The following is a 17,934-nucleotide window of genomic DNA, read 5'->3' as shown; positions in this document are numbered from 1 at the left end:
AATTCATGCCTTCTTTTTGCCCTGTTAAAATGGATCTGAATAAAGTCGTATTCCGATTACTTGCTGTACAAAAAAACACCGGTAATGCATACAGGAAATCATTAAGCAGTATCTTTAGAATACCGGCATATTGCATAACAATTATTTGTAATGACATGAGCCATCAACTGATTTCTCCTCCTGAAATATTAGAACCTTATGTGCGCTACATATGGGTGCTGGAAAATGATTCCAATGAAAAAGCGCCTGCCACGTTTAGCGCGCTGCCCGATGGCTGCCCGGGCATTATGTTTCAGCAATCAGATAAAGGGGCATTTTGCGATAACCATAACAAAAAACTACCGGAAATTTTCTTATACGGTCAAACTTTGGAGCCGGCAAAAATGCAATCGCAGGGAAAGCTGAGTACCGTGGGCATTTGTTTTCACCCCGATGCATTAAAATCGCTTTTTGGTATGGATGCCCATGAATTAACGGGGGCTTGTGTTGACCTGTTGCTGTTACAAAACAAAAAGGGGCGCCACCTGACCGAAAAATTGTGGGAGGCGCCAACGATAGAACAACAGATCAATGTGCTTTCGGCATTTCTGGTTTCCTCTATTCAAAAAAAAGGCTCAGCGCATGATGCCGTAACACAATACGCTGTTTCGGAAATACTGCAGTTGAAAGGAAGCCTATCGCTTAAAGACCTGCATCAAAAACTGCGTATGACCGAAAGAAGCTTTGAACGCCGGTTTAAGCAATCGGTTGGCATTTCGCCGAAATTGTTTTCACGCATCTGCCGTTTTCAGGAATCGTTAACGCAGTTAAGAAATAATAATTACGATAAACTTTCCGATATCGCCTACGACAACGGATATGCCGATCAGTCGCACTTCATACGCAGCTTTAAAGAGTTCGCCGGTGTGTCGCCAATCGAATACATAAAACAACTGAACGAGGTAACCGAAAATTTTGCCGAGATAAAATCCTGAGCATTTCATCCCTTACGGCTCTGCTGGTTTTGTTATTCTGATTTTTCACATGTTTAATGCTTTGGCATTTGTCTATTGCCTATTGCCCATTGCCTATTGCCCATTGCCCATTGCCCTCTGCCTTCTGCCCGAAGCCTGTCGGTTTTGTTCTATTTTCCGCCTCACGGCGCTCATAATTTTATGTAAAATTAAAATTATGAGCACCCGCATTATACCCACTACAATACTATTAATTACGGCCGGCGTGGGAACTGTTTATCTGCAATGTTGCAATGCATTTGCTACCGGTTTAACAGATATCAATGGTGGTATGCTGCCTAAAATTACTGACTATAAAATATTCATGGGCAACCTGGTTTCGCTAACTCCGGCAACCGGGGTATTTGAATATGAACCCGCAACAGGTCTGTTTACCGATTATGCCGAAAAACAACGCCTCATCAAATTACCGGCAGGATACAAACTTACAGCAGTAAACGATGGGCTGCCTTTCTTTCCTGATGGAACGATGTTTGTAAAAACATTCTATTACTGGAATGATAAAAGAGATACCACCAAAGGAAAACAGCTTATTGAAACCCGGCTTCTGATTAAGAACAACGGACAATGGGATGCCGGCACCTATGTTTGGAATAAAGAACAAACAGAGGCGCAGCTGGTAACAGGTGGTGCAAAAACTTCGGTAACCTGGGTCGATAAAGAGGCACACCAAAGAACTATAGCGTATCGCGTTCCGGCTGTAAAAGATTGTGGAAGCTGTCATAATGCAGATAATTCTATTATTCCCATAGGATTTAAAATAAGGAATTTAAATGTTGATGTGGTAAGAAATAACGGAACCATCAACCAGTTAAGCTACCTGCAAAATGCTGGTGTTATGAATGCCATTGATCCATCACGGTATACAAAATTGCCGGCCTGGCAAAATGCTGAGCTATCTATTGAAGAAAGAGCAAGGGCTTACCTCGATGTAAACTGTGCGCATTGTCATAGCGATAAAGGCAGCTGTGCCCGGACAACACTGCGTTTTGGGTTTGAAATTCCCTTTGCCAATACACATATTGCCGGTAAAAAGAACCGGATCGTAAATATGATGGCAAAAGGGCGGATGCCCCGCACCGGTACTACGATCGTTGATGAAGAAGCCCTTGCTCTTATTAAATCGTACATTCAAAATATTAAGTAACCAACAACACAACCTGCCAACATGAAAAACATTTCGAAACCAACAAACTCCAATAAAATGACATTCGCCAACCTCATACTGCTTGCTACGGCAACAACCACCGCCTTGATTGCCGGACTGTTTTATGCTTATTCAGTTTCGGTAAACGCCGGATTGGGAAAATTATCCGACACTTCTTACCTGCTGGCCATGCAATCGATTAACCGCGAAATACTGAATCCCTTATTCTTTATGAGCTTTATGGGAACCCTGTTGTTACTGCCGCTCAGTACTTTTTTACAGTACAATCAATCGTCGGCCCGTTTTTATTTGTTGCTGGCGGCTACGCTCATTTATGGTATTGGCACTTTTGGTGTTACCATAGGCGGTAATGTTCCGCTGAACAATGCGCTCGATGCGTTCAATATACAGTCAGCATCAGCCGAAGAACTTACCCGGCAGCGAACCCTGTTCGAAATGCCGTGGAACAGGTTGCATAGTATTCGTACAATTGCCAACTTTATAGCATTGGTGCTGGTGTTGGTTGCATGTATGGCGCCGGTTGATAAGTTGAAAAGTTAACGGGTTAACAAGGTAACAGGTTAACAAGTTTACAAGGTTACAAGTTGAAAAGTTGACATGTTAACAGGTTAACAAGTTGATCAGTTGACTGGTTAGCAGGTTGGCGATCTTGTCAACGGATCAACTTATTAACTTTTCAACTATTCATCACCACCCCGGCGCCTGCTGCAACACAGGATCTTTGATCAGTTCGTCCTGCATAATGGGAAAGAAATAATGCGTGGGCGACACAAACACCCAGGTGGCCACATAAAAGCGCTGCATGCTATATGTTTTGCCACCGACCACAATTTTACCATTGGGATCTTCAACCGGTTTCATACCATTTACCATACGCTGGCAGCGGGGGTAAGGCCAATAATGTTGTGAACGGCTGTCGTTATCGGCGCCGGCGCCCTGCCAGGCCTGTTCTTTGGCCAGCTCCGTGCTGCTGCTGGGCTCAAGGTAAAGCCGGCTGGTAAACCACCTTTTGTTTTCATAAAAAAATTCAACCCGGCGCTCGCGTTGTATGTATTCATTCATCTTTGCTTTATCGCCTTTAATAGCAGGCGGCACCGGCGCCATAAACGACCGCTGGCGAATGGTATTGAGTATATTAATGATCTCATCGGCCGAACCACCTGTTTCGTTCAATGCTTCGGCGTATATGAGCATAATTTCGGGCAGGCGTATCAGTGGAAAATGTATCTGAAAAGTAACGCCATTGCCAGGGCGGTAATCTTCGCGGTAAAACTTGCGCAAAAAATAGCCGGTGGTAGTTGAATTGGTGGCGGCTATTTTGTCGCTCCCGGTAGCTGTGTTCTTTACCGCATTGCGGAAGGTAGAGCCATGGTAAATAACATCCCGGTAAAAACGGGGATCACGTTTGATGCCTTCATACGGATTGGCATCGTCGTACCCGTCGGCAACAGCACGGGCGTCGTATACCGGGTAACCGTAACCGTCGGGACCTATGTATTCATATTCATCTACCTGTTCCTGTATGGGTTGCTGGCGTGAGCCGCCGCCTTCGGAAGGTGGATAATTATCGCCCTGCCAGGCTTCGTATTTGTCGTTCATGTTCATGAATATCGCCTCAGTTTTAAAGGCATTGAAATCGTAGTACAGCTGGTACAACCGCGTATACACTTTATTGTTGCTGCCAGGTACAAAATCGGCGGCGCCGTACCCGGCATAAAGCGTATAACGCGGTGAACCGTTGTCTGATTTCAGGTCAAGCACCGCTTTTGCCGCGTCGCGTGCAGCTTCCCATCGTTTGTTGTCACGTGCGGCGTAGGATGATTTTCCAATGCGGGTGTCGTTGGGCAGTGTTCCGCCATTATAAAGCGGAGTGGCTGCCATCCATCGTACAATGGCTTTTAATGCGAGCGCAGTTCCTTTTTCGGCGCGTGCAAACTGCGGATCGGTTTGGGTTACCGGCAACAGGGCAATGGCCGAATCGCAGTCTTTACCGATCTTTTCAACAATGGCATGAAAGCTTTCCTGTTTGATATTCATATCGCCATTGGGATCTATCAGATAATCGATATAAGGAATTTCGCCGTACAACCGAGCCGCGAGATAATGATAGTATGCGCGCATAAAATAAGTTTCGCCCATGCGTATGGCCAGGTCGCCCTGGTTTAACGGGTTATCGGGCGTATCATACACCCGTATGCCGGTTAGTATCTGGTTGGCCACCCTGATGGTGGAATAAATATCAGACCATTTATAACCGCTGCCCGGCTGGTCGTAGGCATTCCAGCCACCGGTATTAAAAGCGCGCGACTGGCCATTTTCAACAGTCGATCCACGGCATTCATCGGTTATGGCACTTAGCGAAAAGTGTTGCAAAAATGCCAGGCCTCTTGAGCGGGAGTGCAGATCGCTGTATAAATCGGTGATCAGCTTGTTTACTTTTTCGTAATCGGTAAACACCTGTTGTTCGGTCATCTGATCGTCGGGTTTGCGGTCGAGAAAGTCTTTTTTACACGAGAAGCTGGCTGCTATTAGCAGTGTATATATTAAAATGGTAGTTTTTTTCATAAAAGAGGCTTTTGATTTTGTTACCAGTTCCCGGTTACCAGTTCCCGGTTGCCGGTTACCGGGGAACCGGAAACTGGGAACCGGAATCAGTATTTTTTACAGGGTGATATCTATCCCAAAATTCACCACCTTCATAATCGGGTACCAGTTGCCGTTGGCATCATTGGTTTCGGGATCAACGTCTACGGTTTTCAGTCCGTCGAACGTGAGCATGTTCATGCCCTGTATGTATGCACGCGTGCGTTGCAGTCCCAGGCGTTTCATCCATTTTTGCGGCAGGTAATATCCCACTTCAAAATTTTTCAGCCGCAGGTATTGGGCATTGTATAAAAACAAACTGCTGTAGTATTGTTTATTATTGTCGTATTTGCCGTAATGCAGGGCCGGGTATTTAGCCGTTTCGGCTGTTGCGGGCGTCCACCGTTGCAGGTGCATGGGTTTTACTTTTCCTATTTCATCGTTCTGATAAATAGGAAAATCGTAGGTGGCGGGGCCGCCCAGCAATAACGAGGTATGGGTGGCGCCCTGGAACAGGATACTCAGGTCGAAACTTTTATACCGGCAGCTGATGGGTATGCCGAATTGTATTTCGGGCACCCGCGGGTATCCTTTGGCTATGCGATCGTTCAGGTCGGTGATCTGGCCATCGTCATCGATATCTTTATACTTAACATCGCCTGGTAAAACAGTACCCCATTTTTGAAAACCTGTTCCGTTATTCATTTTGTTTAACTCATCGGCTTCCTTCTGGCTGTTGATAAAGCCATCGAAAATATATACAAAGGGTTGACCTACCGGCAGGCCGGTGCGGTATTGCCAGGGGAAGCTGCGTGCTACTTCGCGCTGATAAATGATTTTGTTGCGGGCGTACGAAAAGTTGGGTCGTATGGCATAGGTGAAATTGCTGCCTATTTTATCGCTCCAGCTTATTTCAAAATCAAGGCCTTTATTATCGACAATACCGGCATTGATCAGCGGAGCGCTGGTGCCAACCAGTGAGGGGAAGCCCTGCTTATCGCTGCCGCTCAGATCGGTTATGATATCGTACCGGTGTTCGTGAAACAGGTCGATGGTAATGGCAAGTCGTTTGTGCAACAGTTCCATATCAATACCAATGTTTGCTTTGCGGGCTTTTTCCCAGGTAAGCATTACATTGGCCAAACGGCCCTGGCGTATGCCGCCGGGGTTATTGTTATTTTGTGTGCCGAAATTATACCAGTCGCCGGAGTTATTGTAAAACTGCAGGTAGCCAAAACGGTTATCACTGGGGTCGCCACCTGCCTGATCGTTGCCTACCAACCCATAGGAAGCCCTGATCTTTAACAAATCGAGCCAGCCTTGTGTGTGGTTCATAAATTTTTCGTTCGATACAACCCATCCCGCAGAGGCGGCGGGGAATTTGCCATAACGCCTGCCGGGTGCAAAGTTTTCAGAACCATTATACCCCATATCAAATTCGATCAGGTATCGCTGATCGAAGTTATAGGTGGCCCTGGCCGAAATGCCCTGATAACAGAACGGCACTTCGTTATTTTTTATTCTGATAGAACGGTTGCCAAGCACTAACCCTGAAAAATTGTGTTTGCCGAACGACCGTGCATAATCAATCTTTATCTGGTAATAAGTGCGACCCACATCATCGTCGCGCGAATAACTGTTGCCAAGCGTATTGTCGGTTGTTCTGCGTGGACTGATGTACAGGCCGGTATAGTGGCCATCTTTCATGTAAACATCCACACCATCGGCCGGATAAAAAGTGGCATATCCTGCATATACCCGGTAACCCTGCGATTCGGTAGGTACCGACCGGGTGATCCAGTAGCCACCCTGCCGGTCATACGAAAAGGCGCCTTCGATCTTTAATCCTTTGGTAATGGCATCGAGCTTGTAGCCCATGGTAAATGTTCCGTCGAGGTAGTTGTCGCGCTGATCGAGGTACCCTGTTTTTGATAATTCACCCAGCATGTTGAACCGGTAGGTTTGTGTGCCGAATAACATGCCATTCGGAAATTTAACGCTGTAAGGCAGGTTGCCGCTATTGTCGTTATTTTCCAGAATAATGGGGTAGATGGGCGGTTGTGTATTGGCTATTTCAATAACCCGGTTGGCAGTGGTGCCGGGTGCATTGCGATCGGTGATGCGCGCCCCCAGTATTAAAGTGGCGTATAGTTTAGGGGTGATATCTACATCGATGTTCGATCTGAAATTATACCGTTTAAATATGGCCTGCGTTTTATAGCCATCGTTGATGGTATGTTTATAGTTTCCGTTTTGCTGAAAGTAGTTGCCCATGATAAAATACCTTGCCTTATTGCTGCCACCCTGAATGGTAAGACTGTAATCCTGCTGTACGCCCGGTTTAAAAGCATAGTCGAAGTAATTGATGTTGTAACCCAGCCCGTCTGAATTATCGCCTTTGGCATTGCGGTAATTTTCAATCTGCTGATCGGTAAACAGGCTCAGGTTACCGGGCGACACGCCGGGGTTGTCATTGATTTTTGCTTCGTTGTACAGCATGGCATAATCTGCCGAACCAAGGTATTCGGGAAAATGAATAGGCGTGTTAATGCCGGAAGATACTTTGAAATTGAGCGTGGCTTTTTCAGATGCTTTTCCGCGTTTGGTGGTAATAACAATTACGCCATTAGCGCCACGAACGCCGAATACGGCAGTGGCCGATGCATCTTTAAGAATGGTGAAGCTTTCAATTTCATCGGCGCTTAAATAGTTGAGCGAGCGCTCAACACCGTCTACAATTACAATAGGCCGGGCATTGCCATAGGTGCCAATACCTCGTATGTACAGATCGCTGATGTCGACCCCCGGTTCACCACCTGAAAACTGGTTAACATTCAGGCCGGGTAATCGTCCGGCGAGGGCATTGGTTAAATTGGCTGTAGGACTTTGCTGCAGTTCTTTTGAGGATATGGCGGCAACAGCGCCGGTAACCGTCACCTTTTTTTGTGTGCCATAACCAACCACCACTACATCTTTTAAATTCTGTGCATCTTCTTTTAAGGTGATGGCCAGCGCCGTTCGGCCCTGTAACGCCACTTCCTGGCTTTGATACCCAATGAATGAAAACACAATGGTAGCTTCGGCATAGGGAACGTTTATCGAAAATCGTCCTTCGCGGTCGGTAGTGGTGCCAATCGAAGCGCCACGCATCAATACCGACACGCCGGGTAAGGGCATGCCTTTATCGTTCAATACCATGCCGGTAACCTGTATAGGGGGCAACGATGTGTATTCCTGAATGCCTTCATCTGTTTTTTTTTGAGGTGATGTACTGTTATAAAGTAAGATTTGCTTATCGTCGATAACGTTGAATAAAATGCCTATCGGGTTCAACACTGTAGTAAAGAAATCGCTTAGTTTTTTATTCGGCAGTTTGCACGAAACTCTTTTGTTTACATTAACGACATTGCTGCTGTATATGAAGGCAACGCCTGTTTGCCGTTGTATTTCGCGCAGCAGTTTTTTTACTTCAACCTGTTCAATACTGATGTTGATCTTTTTGTCGAGGATATTCTGTGCATTGGCCTGCACGGTATTGTTGAACAGCATGGCGAACGCCAGTTGACACAATAGCAATCGTGCAGCGATTAAAGGGTGCAATCGCTTCTTTCTCATAGTGAAGTTGTTTAAACTTTCAATAATTGTTTTGGTTATGTCAATAGCATGCCCTTCAGCCTTCTCTGCTGCATTAACAGCAAAGAATGCCTGTTAAGTGCGGAAGATCGAAAAATCGAAAGACGGAAAGAAGCACCTAAACAATGAGACTTTCTTCCGGACTTTCAGACTTTACTGACTTTCCGACTTTATTAAAGGCGTGCGGTGTTTGTGCCTTTACCCGGGTTTGGTTAACAGATTTTTAATGATAATGTCTGAAGGCAAGCCTGCTGAGAATCCCCACCGGATGCCTGGTTATTTCTGGTTTCGTTTTACGATTATTTGTGTGCCGTTTATTTCGTAAGTTGTTTGTGTTGTTTTACAGATAATATCTAATTGCGTATACAGATCATAGTTTGTTAGGTTGCCGGTAAAATGCCAGGCGGCCAGTTCGTCGTTTTCAGGAATGATATTTATGCCATAAGCATTGCTTAATGCCTGCAACACTTCCTGAAGTTCCGCCTCGTCAAACGCCAACTGATCGGATGGCGGGATAATTGCGCCCTCATGCTGATCTTTTGGCTGCTGCAGGGGCAGCGGACGATCAACGAGACCGGTTATAAACCGGTTACTAACGGCATTGAACGTTACTTTTTTATTACGGGTAAGAACAATTGCCCCGGTACTGTCTTTTGCTGCCGCGTATACCATTACTTTACCCGAAACAACCGCTACTTCAATATTGCCTGCCTTTTTATTTTGCGAAATAGTGAAACTGGTGCCCAATACTTCGGTTGTGAGCTCATGGCTGATGTGTACTTTAAAATGTTTAAGCGGATTATGATACACCTTAAAAAAGGCGCTACCATTTAAATACACATCGCGTGTGGGTCCGGTAAAACGGGCAGGGTAGTAAACCACTGCCCCGGATTGAAGGGTGATGAAGCTGCTGTCGGACAGCATCACTGTTTTTTGTGCTGATGTTTTGTTTACAAGGCTATCATAACCGGTAATTATCTGCGCTAATGGAATCTGTTTTTTGCCCGGTGTGCGGTGCAGGAACAAAACAACGCCGGTTGTTATGATCATAAGCACAGCAGCCACGGCGGCTATGCGTAACCAGGTACGAAATATCAGCGATCTTACTTTTGCATCAGGCTGGTCATGCTCCTGCACATTGGTAGTGATCCTGCTCCATAGCTTTGTTTCTATCTGCAATTTTTCGGCTTCCGATAAATGCAGCTCACTGTTTTGGATCAGCGATTCATACCATCCGAGCACGATCTTTTCTTCTTCCTCAGTGCATTCACCGGCAAGGTATTTTTGTAATAAACGGTCAAAGTTCGACTGGCTCAAATAAGTGCTTTATTACATGACGTGAAGAGGACGGGGAACCCTAAATAGTGGGAGAATTATTTTTAAGTTCGCGCAAAGGCGCTAAGGCGCGAAGGGGTATTCAATGAAGGCAATATTGAAACAACATTTAGATTTGGTGAAAAGCGGATCAAATGTTGAAGTGTGCGACGCAAGGAACGAACATAGTAGTGCAATAGCCGGCTACAAAATAATTCTTCCTTTGCGGCTTTGCGCGAATCCTATCTTCTACAATAATGTAAAAAACGTATTCAGGTAATTGCGCAAATGGTGGCGAAGCAATCGGAGTGATTTGGTGATATGATATTCCACCGCTTTTTCGGTGAGTTGCATGTGACCGGCTATTTCCTTTACCGATTTATGTTCGTAGCGGCTTAATTTAAAAATGGTTTGCGTTTTTTCGGGCAGTTCGTGCAGATGGTTTTCAATAAGCACCAGTAATTGTTCCTGATCGAGCTCATCGCCGGGTAGTTCGTTTGCTGGTTGCCGGTTATATTGTTGAAGGAATTTGTTTTTCACCGTTTGCTGCCGGTGAAAGTCAATGACCATATTGCGTAACGAAACGGTAAGGAAGGCGCCCCAGTTTTTAACCTGTAGCGTGTTGCGGTTGCGCCATATTTTTTCAAACAGGTTTTGAACCAGTTCTTCGGCATCGGGGGCCGAAGCGGTTTGCTTAAAGGCCACGCAATATAACTGGTACCAGTATTTTTTATACAATACCTCAAAAGCAGCCATCCCATCCCTTTGCAGGGAAATGTCATTTCCTTCAGGTGATATTGAATTGGCAGGCATCATGGAAAAGGTTTCTGGATTCAAGGTTCAAGGCATAGGAAGTTGAAAAGTTAATGAGTTAATAAGTTTACATGTTGACCAGTTGAAACGTTGACCAGTTAACTTGTAAACGAGTTAACCCGTTAACTGATTAACAAGTCAATCTGCTTATAGACACCATGTTTTCTGTGTCTTAACTCTTCAAATTTTGCAACTTGTACCTTCAAGTTAGAAGTTTTTTCCTAATTAAAAAAACGATTTTGCAATTTATTGCCAGGGCGACGCCGGTTGCCCTGAGGGTGGGTAAAAACACACTATACCAGGAGGATGATTAATAATAGATGATACTTACATGCCATTTTTCGCGTAATTAACCCGATTATGTAATGTAGGTGTACCGGTGATATCCCGTACCTTATAAGGAACGGGACATGTACGGAATATATACGGGATATGTACGGGATAACTACGGAACATAGGACAATTTAATAGTAGCCCGCCTGCACTAAAACACTTTACAGGTGGTGTTTTGTGCTTGTAGACTTTGAGCCGGGAAGGGACGGGCATAAAAAAGCCACCTGTGAAGGTGGCCTGTTGTTAGTTGGCAAGTTGATAAGTTAACCGGTTTACAAGTTGACCAGTTGATGAGTTTACAAGTTTAAATGTTGCTGAATTTATAACTTATTAACTGGTTAACCTGTTAACTTATCAATTAAACTAACCTTATTACTTATGCTGTGGCGACGGCATCGGCATATTGCTATTACCGATATCGCGGTATATTTTCCAGCCGCCATTCTGGGGCTTCCATACAACTACATATTTGCCTTTGTCGAGCAATTTGTTATTATCTCCATATACTTCATACATGCCCGTTTCGGCCAGCAGATCGGCATTACCAATAACGTCAACGGTGGTGGCTTTCAGTTCTTTCGCACCCATTCTGATTGCCTGGCCCCAGCCGTGAGCAATGTCGGTTCCTTTCATCGGTTCGCTGTTCGACATCATCAGCCAGGCGTCTGCTGCATAGTGTGCCGCCAGTGCATTGGAGTCGCCTTTTTTGAACTCTTCTACAAATTTTTGGTTATCGCTTTCTATCCATGACCTTGCTTTCGACAGATCGAACGTAACGCTGTCTTTGGTTGACGTAGCTGCTTTTTCGGTAGTTGGCTGGTTGCACGACATAAAACAGATGAATGCCGCCGCAACAATAAACAGGGAGCAATACTTTTTCATAATAACGATTTTATTAAATAATTAATACCGTGAACAGGGTATGCATAGTGCAGGCTGCTGCAGATTACAAATAAGATGCAGCATAACTGTGAATTATAAATAAGTACGGGCGGATATGATTTAAAAAGGCAGGATGCTGCTTATTATGATATTATTAAAGGTATACACTTCTTTATCAAATGGAGTGGTAGACCGGTGAATTTGATTTTGATCAAAAAAGCGAATTTTCCATTTCATCAGCAAGCCGGTTGGTATGCTCAGTATTTTGTTTCCTGAGCTCTTCAATGATGCGGCGTTTGTTGATATCACCTGTGGGCTGCGATACATGGCTGACCTGTGAACGGGTAAAAACTTCGGTAAGCCAGTCGTTTACAACACAATCAACCACCAGGTGTATACGATCGGCAACGCCGTAATTGGCAACGCGATGGGGCAGTTGTGCATTGATGTACCAGCAATCGCCTTCCTGCATTTGAACTAATTGATCATCGACATAAAATTCAACCTGTGCATTGGTAAATACCGGGAAGTGCAAACGAGCTTCACCGTTTTCGAACGACAGTTCATGGTCGCGGTGCTCTTTTATAACCGATCCGCTGTGCAGGTTCAGCAACCTTACCGACATAAACGGGCAATGTAAATGGCTCAGCAGGTTAGCTATAGCAGGGCATTGCTGCATTAATAGGGTATTGGTATATGTTGTATTATGTTGCAGCAAATCGGGAACAATTTGTGAAGCATCTCCGCCCGGCGACCGCAATGGCAGTACCGTCCACTGACCCTCGTAATGGCGGGTGTTAAAATGAGGTGTCCAGTTCGAAGTAAGGGCAGCCACTTCGTGCTGCATAGCATTGATGTCTGGCGTGAGTGGCAACCGGGCATAACGAATAACGGAGCTCATACTAAATGCTTAAAGTTTTTTAAAACGCGTAACGCAGAACGCCTAAAGCAGAACGCAGAAAACCTATAGCAAACTGAATTTAGCGTTCGGCATTCAGCGTTAAGCGTTACGCATTGATGCAGGTACCGGCAAATGTCAGTATAATTCATTTAATGCAGGGAATTCTTTAGCATCGCTTCTGCTGTACTTTGCATCAAACAAACACTAACAGATAAGTGAAAAAATGATTTACATCAACTATTCTAACGGTGTTGATATATGAAAATACCCTAATTTTAAAACATCATTTCTTCACCATTAAACAAATTGTATGGAACCTATTCTCGGCACTGTTATTTTATTTGCCGGCAACTTTGCGCCACGCGGATTTGCACTTTGCCAGGGTCAGTTAATGTCTATCGCACAAAACACTGCTTTGTTCTCTATTTTGGGAACCACCTATGGTGGTGATGGCCGCACCACCTTTGCGCTGCCCGATCTTCGTGGCAGAGTACCTTTAGGCAATGGTCAGGGCCCTGGATTATCTAATTATGATCTGGGCGAAGTAGTCGGCACCGAAAATGTAACGCTGTTATCGACTCAGATGCCTCAACACAATCACAGCATGATGGTAAGTACAAGCAACGCTAATTCGCCACAGGCGAATAATAATTACCTGGCAGTTGCCAATGGCGATTTTCAGGGAGATAACGTTACTGTAAATACTTATAATGGAACCCCCAATGCTACATTAGGTGGTAACAGTATAGGCATTGCAGGAAGTAACCAGCCACACGAAAATTTACAACCTTCGCTGTGCATGAATTATATTATTGCCACTGAAGGCATTTTCCCTTCCCGTAATTAATAATCAGCTCTGATTAGTTGCCTGTTAACCTTTATGAAAACAGGCATTATTTCCAGTTCAACACTTTGTTTACCCTTGTTGTACTACCTGCGGTCGCAGCAGGAAGCTATTTGTGTTTTTTTGTCGGAACAGACAATACAAAACACAGGGGCAGTTGTTTCTTATTGCTCAGGCGCCGGAATTTCGTGCACGCATGAAAGCCACGGGCAATCGATGCACGATTGGGTAGCTGTACAACAGCCGGATATTGTATTTGTAATAGGATACGGCCGTAAGATCGTTACTGCCGGCATGCCGGATATATATAACGTGCATTTTGGTCATTTACCTCAATTCAGGGGAGCCGATCCTGTATTCTGGCAATTGAAAAAAGGTGTGCGCACACTGGCTATTTGCATTCATTGCATCAATGAACACTTTGATGCCGGTGCAGTTGTATGGAAAAAAGAATATGCCAACGAACTTTTTTTCAGCTATGGATATGTACATCAGCTAATGAGCCATTACCTAGTTGAAGGGGTTAACTGTTTACTGCAATTGAAAAAGCAGGGGCAGCCAATCCATGGAGCGGCACAGAATGACCAACAGGCAGCGGTTTATGCACGCCCGGCAATTAACGACTGCTGCATTAACTGGAACATCATGCCGGCTGCCGAAATATGCGATCTCATAAGGGCCTGTAACCCCTGGAACGCAGGCGCCATTGCTACCTATAATGGTTTTGAAATAAGGATATCTGATGCTGAATCTTTCGGCCGCACGCAGGATGTGTCACTTGTGCCTGCAGGTACTATTCTCGATACTTCCAAAGGATTGCTGGTAGCGTGTATCAATTATGAAATTCTTAAGGTTCATACACTTACTGTGAACGGTATTTTAATGCCCGGCCGGTTTGCAGTGAATTATGGATTCGTAAGAGGGCAGTCTTTTAAAAATATCTGAAAAAAGTAATCAGTATGAGAAACAGAGGCTATTCCGTTGCCTTATGGGTAGGCATGTTGTTATTGGCACCCACTATTACGTTTGCCACCGGCACCGTACTAACTGCAGGCGATATTGCAGTATTAGGCTGGAATTCGCGTGGTGAAACCGGGCCTGACCAGCGATGGGCCTTTATTACTTTTGTGAATTTGCAGGTTGGTACTACCATTAATTTCACCGATAATGGGTATGATAATACGCTCACCAATTTCAGATCTTCTCCCAATACGAACGACGGGCATATGAGCTGGACCACTCAATCTTTCATTGCAAAAGGAACAGTTATTTATTGCACCAATAATTCTGTGAATGGAGCCGTATCGGGCGTTGGCGGTTCAGGTGTAACCGGGAATCTGGGTACCAGTCCGAACTATTTCAGTCAGGCAGGCGATCAGATCATCGTTTACCAGGGAACGCTGGGTACCGCAGTTGGCGCCACATTTATTTATGCCCTGAATACAGGGCAAAGTAGTTTATATACCGGTGGGCTTGGTACCTGGTACACTGGTAGTAGTGCTGTTACCTCCGATAATATTTCCTGTCTCCCCCCCGGTTTATCAGCTACTACAGCTGTTGCATTAACAACTGGTTCAACTGGTTCGTCATCAGGCTTAGGCACATTGGGATCTTCCAATTATGGGTTCGATAATATGAGGTATGCCGGTATCACCTCGGGCACAAAAACACAAATACTTACTGCAATGGCCAATCCCACAAACTGGCTGGGCAATAACACAACATCCCCGTATAACTTTTCTACCGGTGGTGATTATCCAACCAATGCATTTACTGTGCTGCCTGTAACATTATTAGATTATTCGGTCAAATTGCAGGCAAACGAAACCGTACAGCTTACATGGGCTACCGCCGCCGAAATCAACAACGATCATTTTACCATTGAAAGAAGTACCGATGGCATTCAGTTTTCGGTAATCGGAACAGTTGCTGCCAAAAGCGATAATGAACCTGCCAGGTATTCATTTACCGATCAATTGCCCGAAGCCGGTTATAATTATTACCGCCTGAGCCAAACAGATATTGATGGAAGGGAAAAGATGCTGGGTATCAGAACGGTTACCATTCAAAACGCGCGATTGCGTGTTTCACCCAATCCCGCTACCGGCGCTATTAACGTCAGGTTCAATGCCGGCGCCTGGCAGGAAGTGATTTTATTTAATTCGGCCGGCCAGTTATTAAAGGCTTTTCAACTTACGGCACGGGACAGCCGCCTTCACATTCCCCTGGCACCCTACCAGCCGGGATCCTATTTTCTTGCTTTTATTGCCAAAAATGGCCAGGTGCAAACGGTAAAGCGATTTGTGCTGGCGCGATAGTTTTTGCCCAAAGGTGAAAATAGTTTCGCGCAATACGCAAAGTTTAAGATATAAGTTTAGGAACCAGGTTGCAGGTTATTAGTTATAAGGAAACAAGCACACTCATGCCCAGTAACTACCCTGTAACATGAAACCTGCAACCTGTAACCTGTAACCTGTAACCTGTAACCTGCAACCTGCAACCTGTAACCTGTAACCTTGTAACCTGCAACCTGAACCCCAATCGCCTGTCATTCCCCACAGGTTGCGCCCTTCGTTTTTTACACTTCTCATGACCTTCAACAGATTACTTTTTTTTTTAATTAAAATAAATTAACTTAACAGTATAATTAGCTCTTAAAACTAATTACCATGGATACGGTAAGAGATATACTGCAATTAAAAGGTCATGTGGTATATACTGTAAGTCCGGATGCCTCGGTGTATGAAGCACTCGAAACTCTGGAAGCGAAAAATCTCGGCTCGCTGGTAGTATTGGAAGAAAATGGTAAACTGGATGGTATATTTACAGAACGTGATTACGCCCGCAAAGTAATACTCAAAGGAAGATCCTCAAAAGAGACCAGGGTACGGGATATAATGACAGAAAGCCCGATTTTTGTTACTCCTGATTCAAAGATCGAATACTGCATGCAATTAATGACTGACAGGTTCATCCGTCACTTGCCTGTACTTGAAGACAATGAACTGGTTGGAATTGTTTCTATCGGTGATCTGGTGAAATATATCATCGATGAGAAAGATTTCATTATTCAAAACCTTGAACATTACATCACAAGTTGATCTACTCTACAAAGGCATCAGATAGGTGCATTTAGAATGACACCCTCTGTAATTATCCATCGGATGCCTGTTCTGATCCCGTATGATAACTGTTTTGATTAGGTTCGCTTCGTTCCCTTTGATGCGGAAGGAAGTATGTGGGTTATTGTTATAATCCATCATGGAAGAATTATGCTATGCCGGGAAATGACATCCATAGTAATCCCTTATGGCCGTTGCTACTATACGCAATCGTGGTAATAATTTTGCTCGCTGCAATTCTATTCCTGTCATACATTCTTGGTCAGCATCACCACGACCGTGCTACCAATAAACCATACGAAGGCGGTATTGAACAAAGCGGATCGGCGCGACTCCGTTTTTCGGCCCGGTTTTACCTCGTTGCCATGTTGTTCGTAATATTTGATGTGGAAGCTGTGTTCATCATTTTGTGGGCGCTTGGCTTTTATGAACTCGGCTGGCCGGGATATATCGGCGCATCGATATTCATTGCACAACTGGTAGTAGTATTAATTTATGAGTGGGGAATAGGCGCATTGAATATTGGGGCGGATGCGAAGAAGATATTGAAAAGGTACAGGCAGCTATGAGCTATGCCTGTTACCGGTTACCAGTTTCCGGTTGCCGGTAACTGGTACCTGGCAACTGGTAACTGGTAACCTGAAACTTGTAACATATGAAATACTGGCTAAGTAAAGCAGGTGATGTAACGGGTAATTTATCCGGTACCGGCAGCATGGAAGAAGCCGTTAGCAAAAGCATTATGCTTACTACGATGCAGCAATTGCTGGCCTGGGGACGAAAAAATTCCATGTGGCCCTTTCATTTTGGATTGAGCTGCTGCTTTGTTGAAATGGCTACCAGCATTACCAGTAAATATGATGTGGCAAGGTTTGGCGCCGAAGTAATACGTGGTACGCCCCGCGAAGCCGATGTAATGGTAATCGCAGGTACTGTATTCATAAAAATGGTTCCTATTATTAAAAGATTACATGAACAAATGATGGAACCGCGCTGGGTGATATCGATGGGCAGTTGCGCCAACAGCGGGGGAATGTACGATATCTACAGCGTTGTACAGGGCGTAGATAAATTTTTGCCGGTTGATGTTTATGTGCCCGGTTGTCCGCCACGGCCCGATGCGTTTATGCAGGGACTGGTGCTGCTTGGCGAAGCGGTGGGAAAAGAAAAACGTCCGCTTAGCTGGACGATCGGCGAACAGGGTGTAATAAAACCACAGCTTACGCCTATGAAAGAACGAAAACGGGAAGAGCGGATGAGTAAGATTATTTATAGAGGAGTAGATGAAATATAATGGTTTTGGGTTTGAAGTTACGGCAGTTTTTGGT

16 protein-coding genes are annotated in these 17,934 nt (G+C 44.8%); 9 read left to right on the top strand and 7 right to left on the bottom strand.

The features are described from left to right. Positions 1-155 precede the first annotated feature (155 nt). From AC59IL_RS01915 to AC59IL_RS01905, 3 genes are all read left to right on the top strand, one after another. On the top strand, positions 156-974 hold the full coding sequence (locus tag AC59IL_RS01915; protein ID WP_496550378.1) for a DUF6597 domain-containing transcriptional factor: 819 nt from the start codon (positions 156-158) through the stop codon (positions 972-974). 196 nt (positions 975-1,170) lie between these two features. Beyond that, positions 1,171-2,160, top strand: a complete 990-nt coding sequence (locus AC59IL_RS01910; RefSeq protein WP_496550377.1) for a hypothetical protein — start codon at positions 1,171-1,173, stop codon at positions 2,158-2,160. A 21-nt stretch (positions 2,161-2,181) separates the two neighbouring features. Next, entirely contained in the window at positions 2,182-2,721 is a 540-nt protein-coding gene (locus AC59IL_RS01905; protein ID WP_496550376.1) for an anthrone oxygenase family protein, read from the top strand. Between the two features lie 147 nt (positions 2,722-2,868). On the opposite strand, the gene AC59IL_RS01900 is transcribed toward AC59IL_RS01905, so the two are convergent. The 6 genes from AC59IL_RS01900 to AC59IL_RS01875 form a co-directional block, all read right to left on the bottom strand. After that, positions 2,869-4,746 carry a RagB/SusD family nutrient uptake outer membrane protein gene (locus AC59IL_RS01900; protein WP_496550375.1) on the bottom strand — a complete coding sequence of 626 codons (1,878 nt, stop codon included), beginning with the start codon at positions 4,744-4,746 and terminating at the stop codon, positions 2,869-2,871. Positions 4,747-4,842: 96 nt separating this feature from the next. Then, positions 4,843-8,379: a SusC/RagA family TonB-linked outer membrane protein gene (locus tag AC59IL_RS01895; RefSeq protein WP_496550374.1), complete on the bottom strand. Its 3,537-nt coding sequence runs from the start codon at positions 8,377-8,379 to the stop codon at positions 4,843-4,845. Positions 8,380-8,673: 294 nt separating this feature from the next. Next, a complete protein-coding gene (locus AC59IL_RS01890) occupies positions 8,674-9,714 on the bottom strand; it encodes a FecR family protein (RefSeq protein WP_496550373.1) in 1,041 nt (346 codons plus the stop codon). Positions 9,715-9,960: 246 nt separating this feature from the next. After that, entirely contained in the window at positions 9,961-10,527 is a 567-nt protein-coding gene (locus AC59IL_RS01885) for a sigma-70 family RNA polymerase sigma factor (RefSeq protein WP_496550372.1), read from the bottom strand. 702 nt (positions 10,528-11,229) lie between these two features. Beyond that, complete coding sequence (locus AC59IL_RS01880) at positions 11,230-11,739, bottom strand: DUF4440 domain-containing protein (RefSeq protein ID WP_496550371.1); 510 nt, start codon at positions 11,737-11,739, stop codon at positions 11,230-11,232. A gap of 211 nt (positions 11,740-11,950) precedes the next feature. Further along, positions 11,951-12,640, bottom strand: a complete 690-nt coding sequence (locus AC59IL_RS01875; protein WP_496550370.1) for an aspartyl/asparaginyl beta-hydroxylase domain-containing protein — start codon at positions 12,638-12,640, stop codon at positions 11,951-11,953. Between the two features lie 310 nt (positions 12,641-12,950). Here AC59IL_RS01875 and AC59IL_RS01870 point away from each other — a divergent pair, with 310 nt between their 5' ends. From AC59IL_RS01870 to AC59IL_RS01860, 3 genes are read left to right on the top strand one after another with little or no spacing between them, the layout of a single operon-like run. Beyond that, positions 12,951-13,487: a phage tail protein gene (locus tag AC59IL_RS01870; protein WP_496550369.1), complete on the top strand. Its 537-nt coding sequence runs from the start codon at positions 12,951-12,953 to the stop codon at positions 13,485-13,487. Between the two features lie 33 nt (positions 13,488-13,520). Further along, on the top strand, positions 13,521-14,429 hold the full coding sequence (locus AC59IL_RS01865) for a formyltransferase family protein (RefSeq protein ID WP_496550368.1): 909 nt from the start codon (positions 13,521-13,523) through the stop codon (positions 14,427-14,429). A 14-nt stretch (positions 14,430-14,443) separates the two neighbouring features. After that, complete coding sequence (locus tag AC59IL_RS01860) at positions 14,444-15,802, top strand: T9SS type A sorting domain-containing protein (RefSeq protein ID WP_496550367.1); 1,359 nt, start codon at positions 14,444-14,446, stop codon at positions 15,800-15,802. Positions 15,803-15,904: 102 nt separating this feature from the next. Here AC59IL_RS01860 and AC59IL_RS01855 read toward each other — a convergent pair whose 3' ends face one another. Continuing rightward, on the bottom strand, positions 15,905-16,075 hold the full coding sequence (locus AC59IL_RS01855) for a hypothetical protein (RefSeq protein ID WP_496550366.1): 171 nt from the start codon (positions 16,073-16,075) through the stop codon (positions 15,905-15,907). A 78-nt stretch (positions 16,076-16,153) separates the two neighbouring features. On the opposite strand from AC59IL_RS01855, the gene AC59IL_RS01850 reads away from it, so the two are divergent. From AC59IL_RS01850 to nuoB, 3 genes are all read left to right on the top strand, one after another. After that, complete coding sequence (locus AC59IL_RS01850) at positions 16,154-16,585, top strand: CBS domain-containing protein (RefSeq protein WP_496550365.1); 432 nt, start codon at positions 16,154-16,156, stop codon at positions 16,583-16,585. A gap of 176 nt (positions 16,586-16,761) precedes the next feature. Continuing rightward, the gene (gene ndhC, locus AC59IL_RS01845; RefSeq protein ID WP_496550364.1) at positions 16,762-17,175 is read left to right on the top strand and encodes an NADH-quinone oxidoreductase subunit A; all 414 of its coding nucleotides are present in this window, start codon (positions 16,762-16,764) and stop codon (positions 17,173-17,175) included. Positions 17,176-17,261: 86 nt separating this feature from the next. Then, on the top strand, positions 17,262-17,900 hold the full coding sequence (gene nuoB, locus AC59IL_RS01840) for an NADH-quinone oxidoreductase subunit NuoB (RefSeq protein ID WP_496550363.1): 639 nt from the start codon (positions 17,262-17,264) through the stop codon (positions 17,898-17,900). The last annotated feature ends 34 nt before the right edge of the window (positions 17,901-17,934 follow it).

The sequence above is a fragment of the Niastella sp. sgz303648 genome (assembly GCF_059587045.1).
This window is presented reverse-complemented; position numbering and strand designations above follow the sequence as displayed.

Bases quoted from the DNA above. Each gene is read 5' to 3' on its own strand.
- AC59IL_RS01915 (WP_496550378.1), top strand. From the start codon at position 156: ATGAGCCATCAACTGATTTCTCCTCCTGAAATATTAGAACCTTATGTG.
- AC59IL_RS01910 (WP_496550377.1), top strand. From the start codon at position 1,171: ATGAGCACCCGCATTATACCCACTACAATACTATTAATTACGGCCGGC.
- AC59IL_RS01905 (WP_496550376.1), top strand. From the start codon at position 2,182: ATGAAAAACATTTCGAAACCAACAAACTCCAATAAAATGACATTCGCC.
- AC59IL_RS01900 (WP_496550375.1), bottom strand. From the start codon at position 4,746: ATGAAAAAAACTACCATTTTAATATATACACTGCTAATAGCAGCCAGC.
- AC59IL_RS01895 (WP_496550374.1), bottom strand. From the start codon at position 8,379: ATGAGAAAGAAGCGATTGCACCCTTTAATCGCTGCACGATTGCTATTG.
- AC59IL_RS01885 (WP_496550372.1), bottom strand. From the start codon at position 10,527: ATGATGCCTGCCAATTCAATATCACCTGAAGGAAATGACATTTCCCTG.
- AC59IL_RS01880 (WP_496550371.1), bottom strand. From the start codon at position 11,739: ATGAAAAAGTATTGCTCCCTGTTTATTGTTGCGGCGGCATTCATCTGT.
- AC59IL_RS01875 (WP_496550370.1), bottom strand. From the start codon at position 12,640: ATGAGCTCCGTTATTCGTTATGCCCGGTTGCCACTCACGCCAGACATC.
- AC59IL_RS01870 (WP_496550369.1), top strand. From the start codon at position 12,951: ATGGAACCTATTCTCGGCACTGTTATTTTATTTGCCGGCAACTTTGCG.
- AC59IL_RS01865 (WP_496550368.1), top strand. From the start codon at position 13,521: ATGAAAACAGGCATTATTTCCAGTTCAACACTTTGTTTACCCTTGTTG.
- AC59IL_RS01860 (WP_496550367.1), top strand. From the start codon at position 14,444: ATGAGAAACAGAGGCTATTCCGTTGCCTTATGGGTAGGCATGTTGTTA.
- AC59IL_RS01855 (WP_496550366.1), bottom strand. From the start codon at position 16,075: ATGAGAAGTGTAAAAAACGAAGGGCGCAACCTGTGGGGAATGACAGGC.
- AC59IL_RS01850 (WP_496550365.1), top strand. From the start codon at position 16,154: ATGGATACGGTAAGAGATATACTGCAATTAAAAGGTCATGTGGTATAT.
- ndhC (WP_496550364.1), top strand. From the start codon at position 16,762: ATGCCGGGAAATGACATCCATAGTAATCCCTTATGGCCGTTGCTACTA.
- nuoB (WP_496550363.1), top strand. From the start codon at position 17,262: ATGAAATACTGGCTAAGTAAAGCAGGTGATGTAACGGGTAATTTATCC.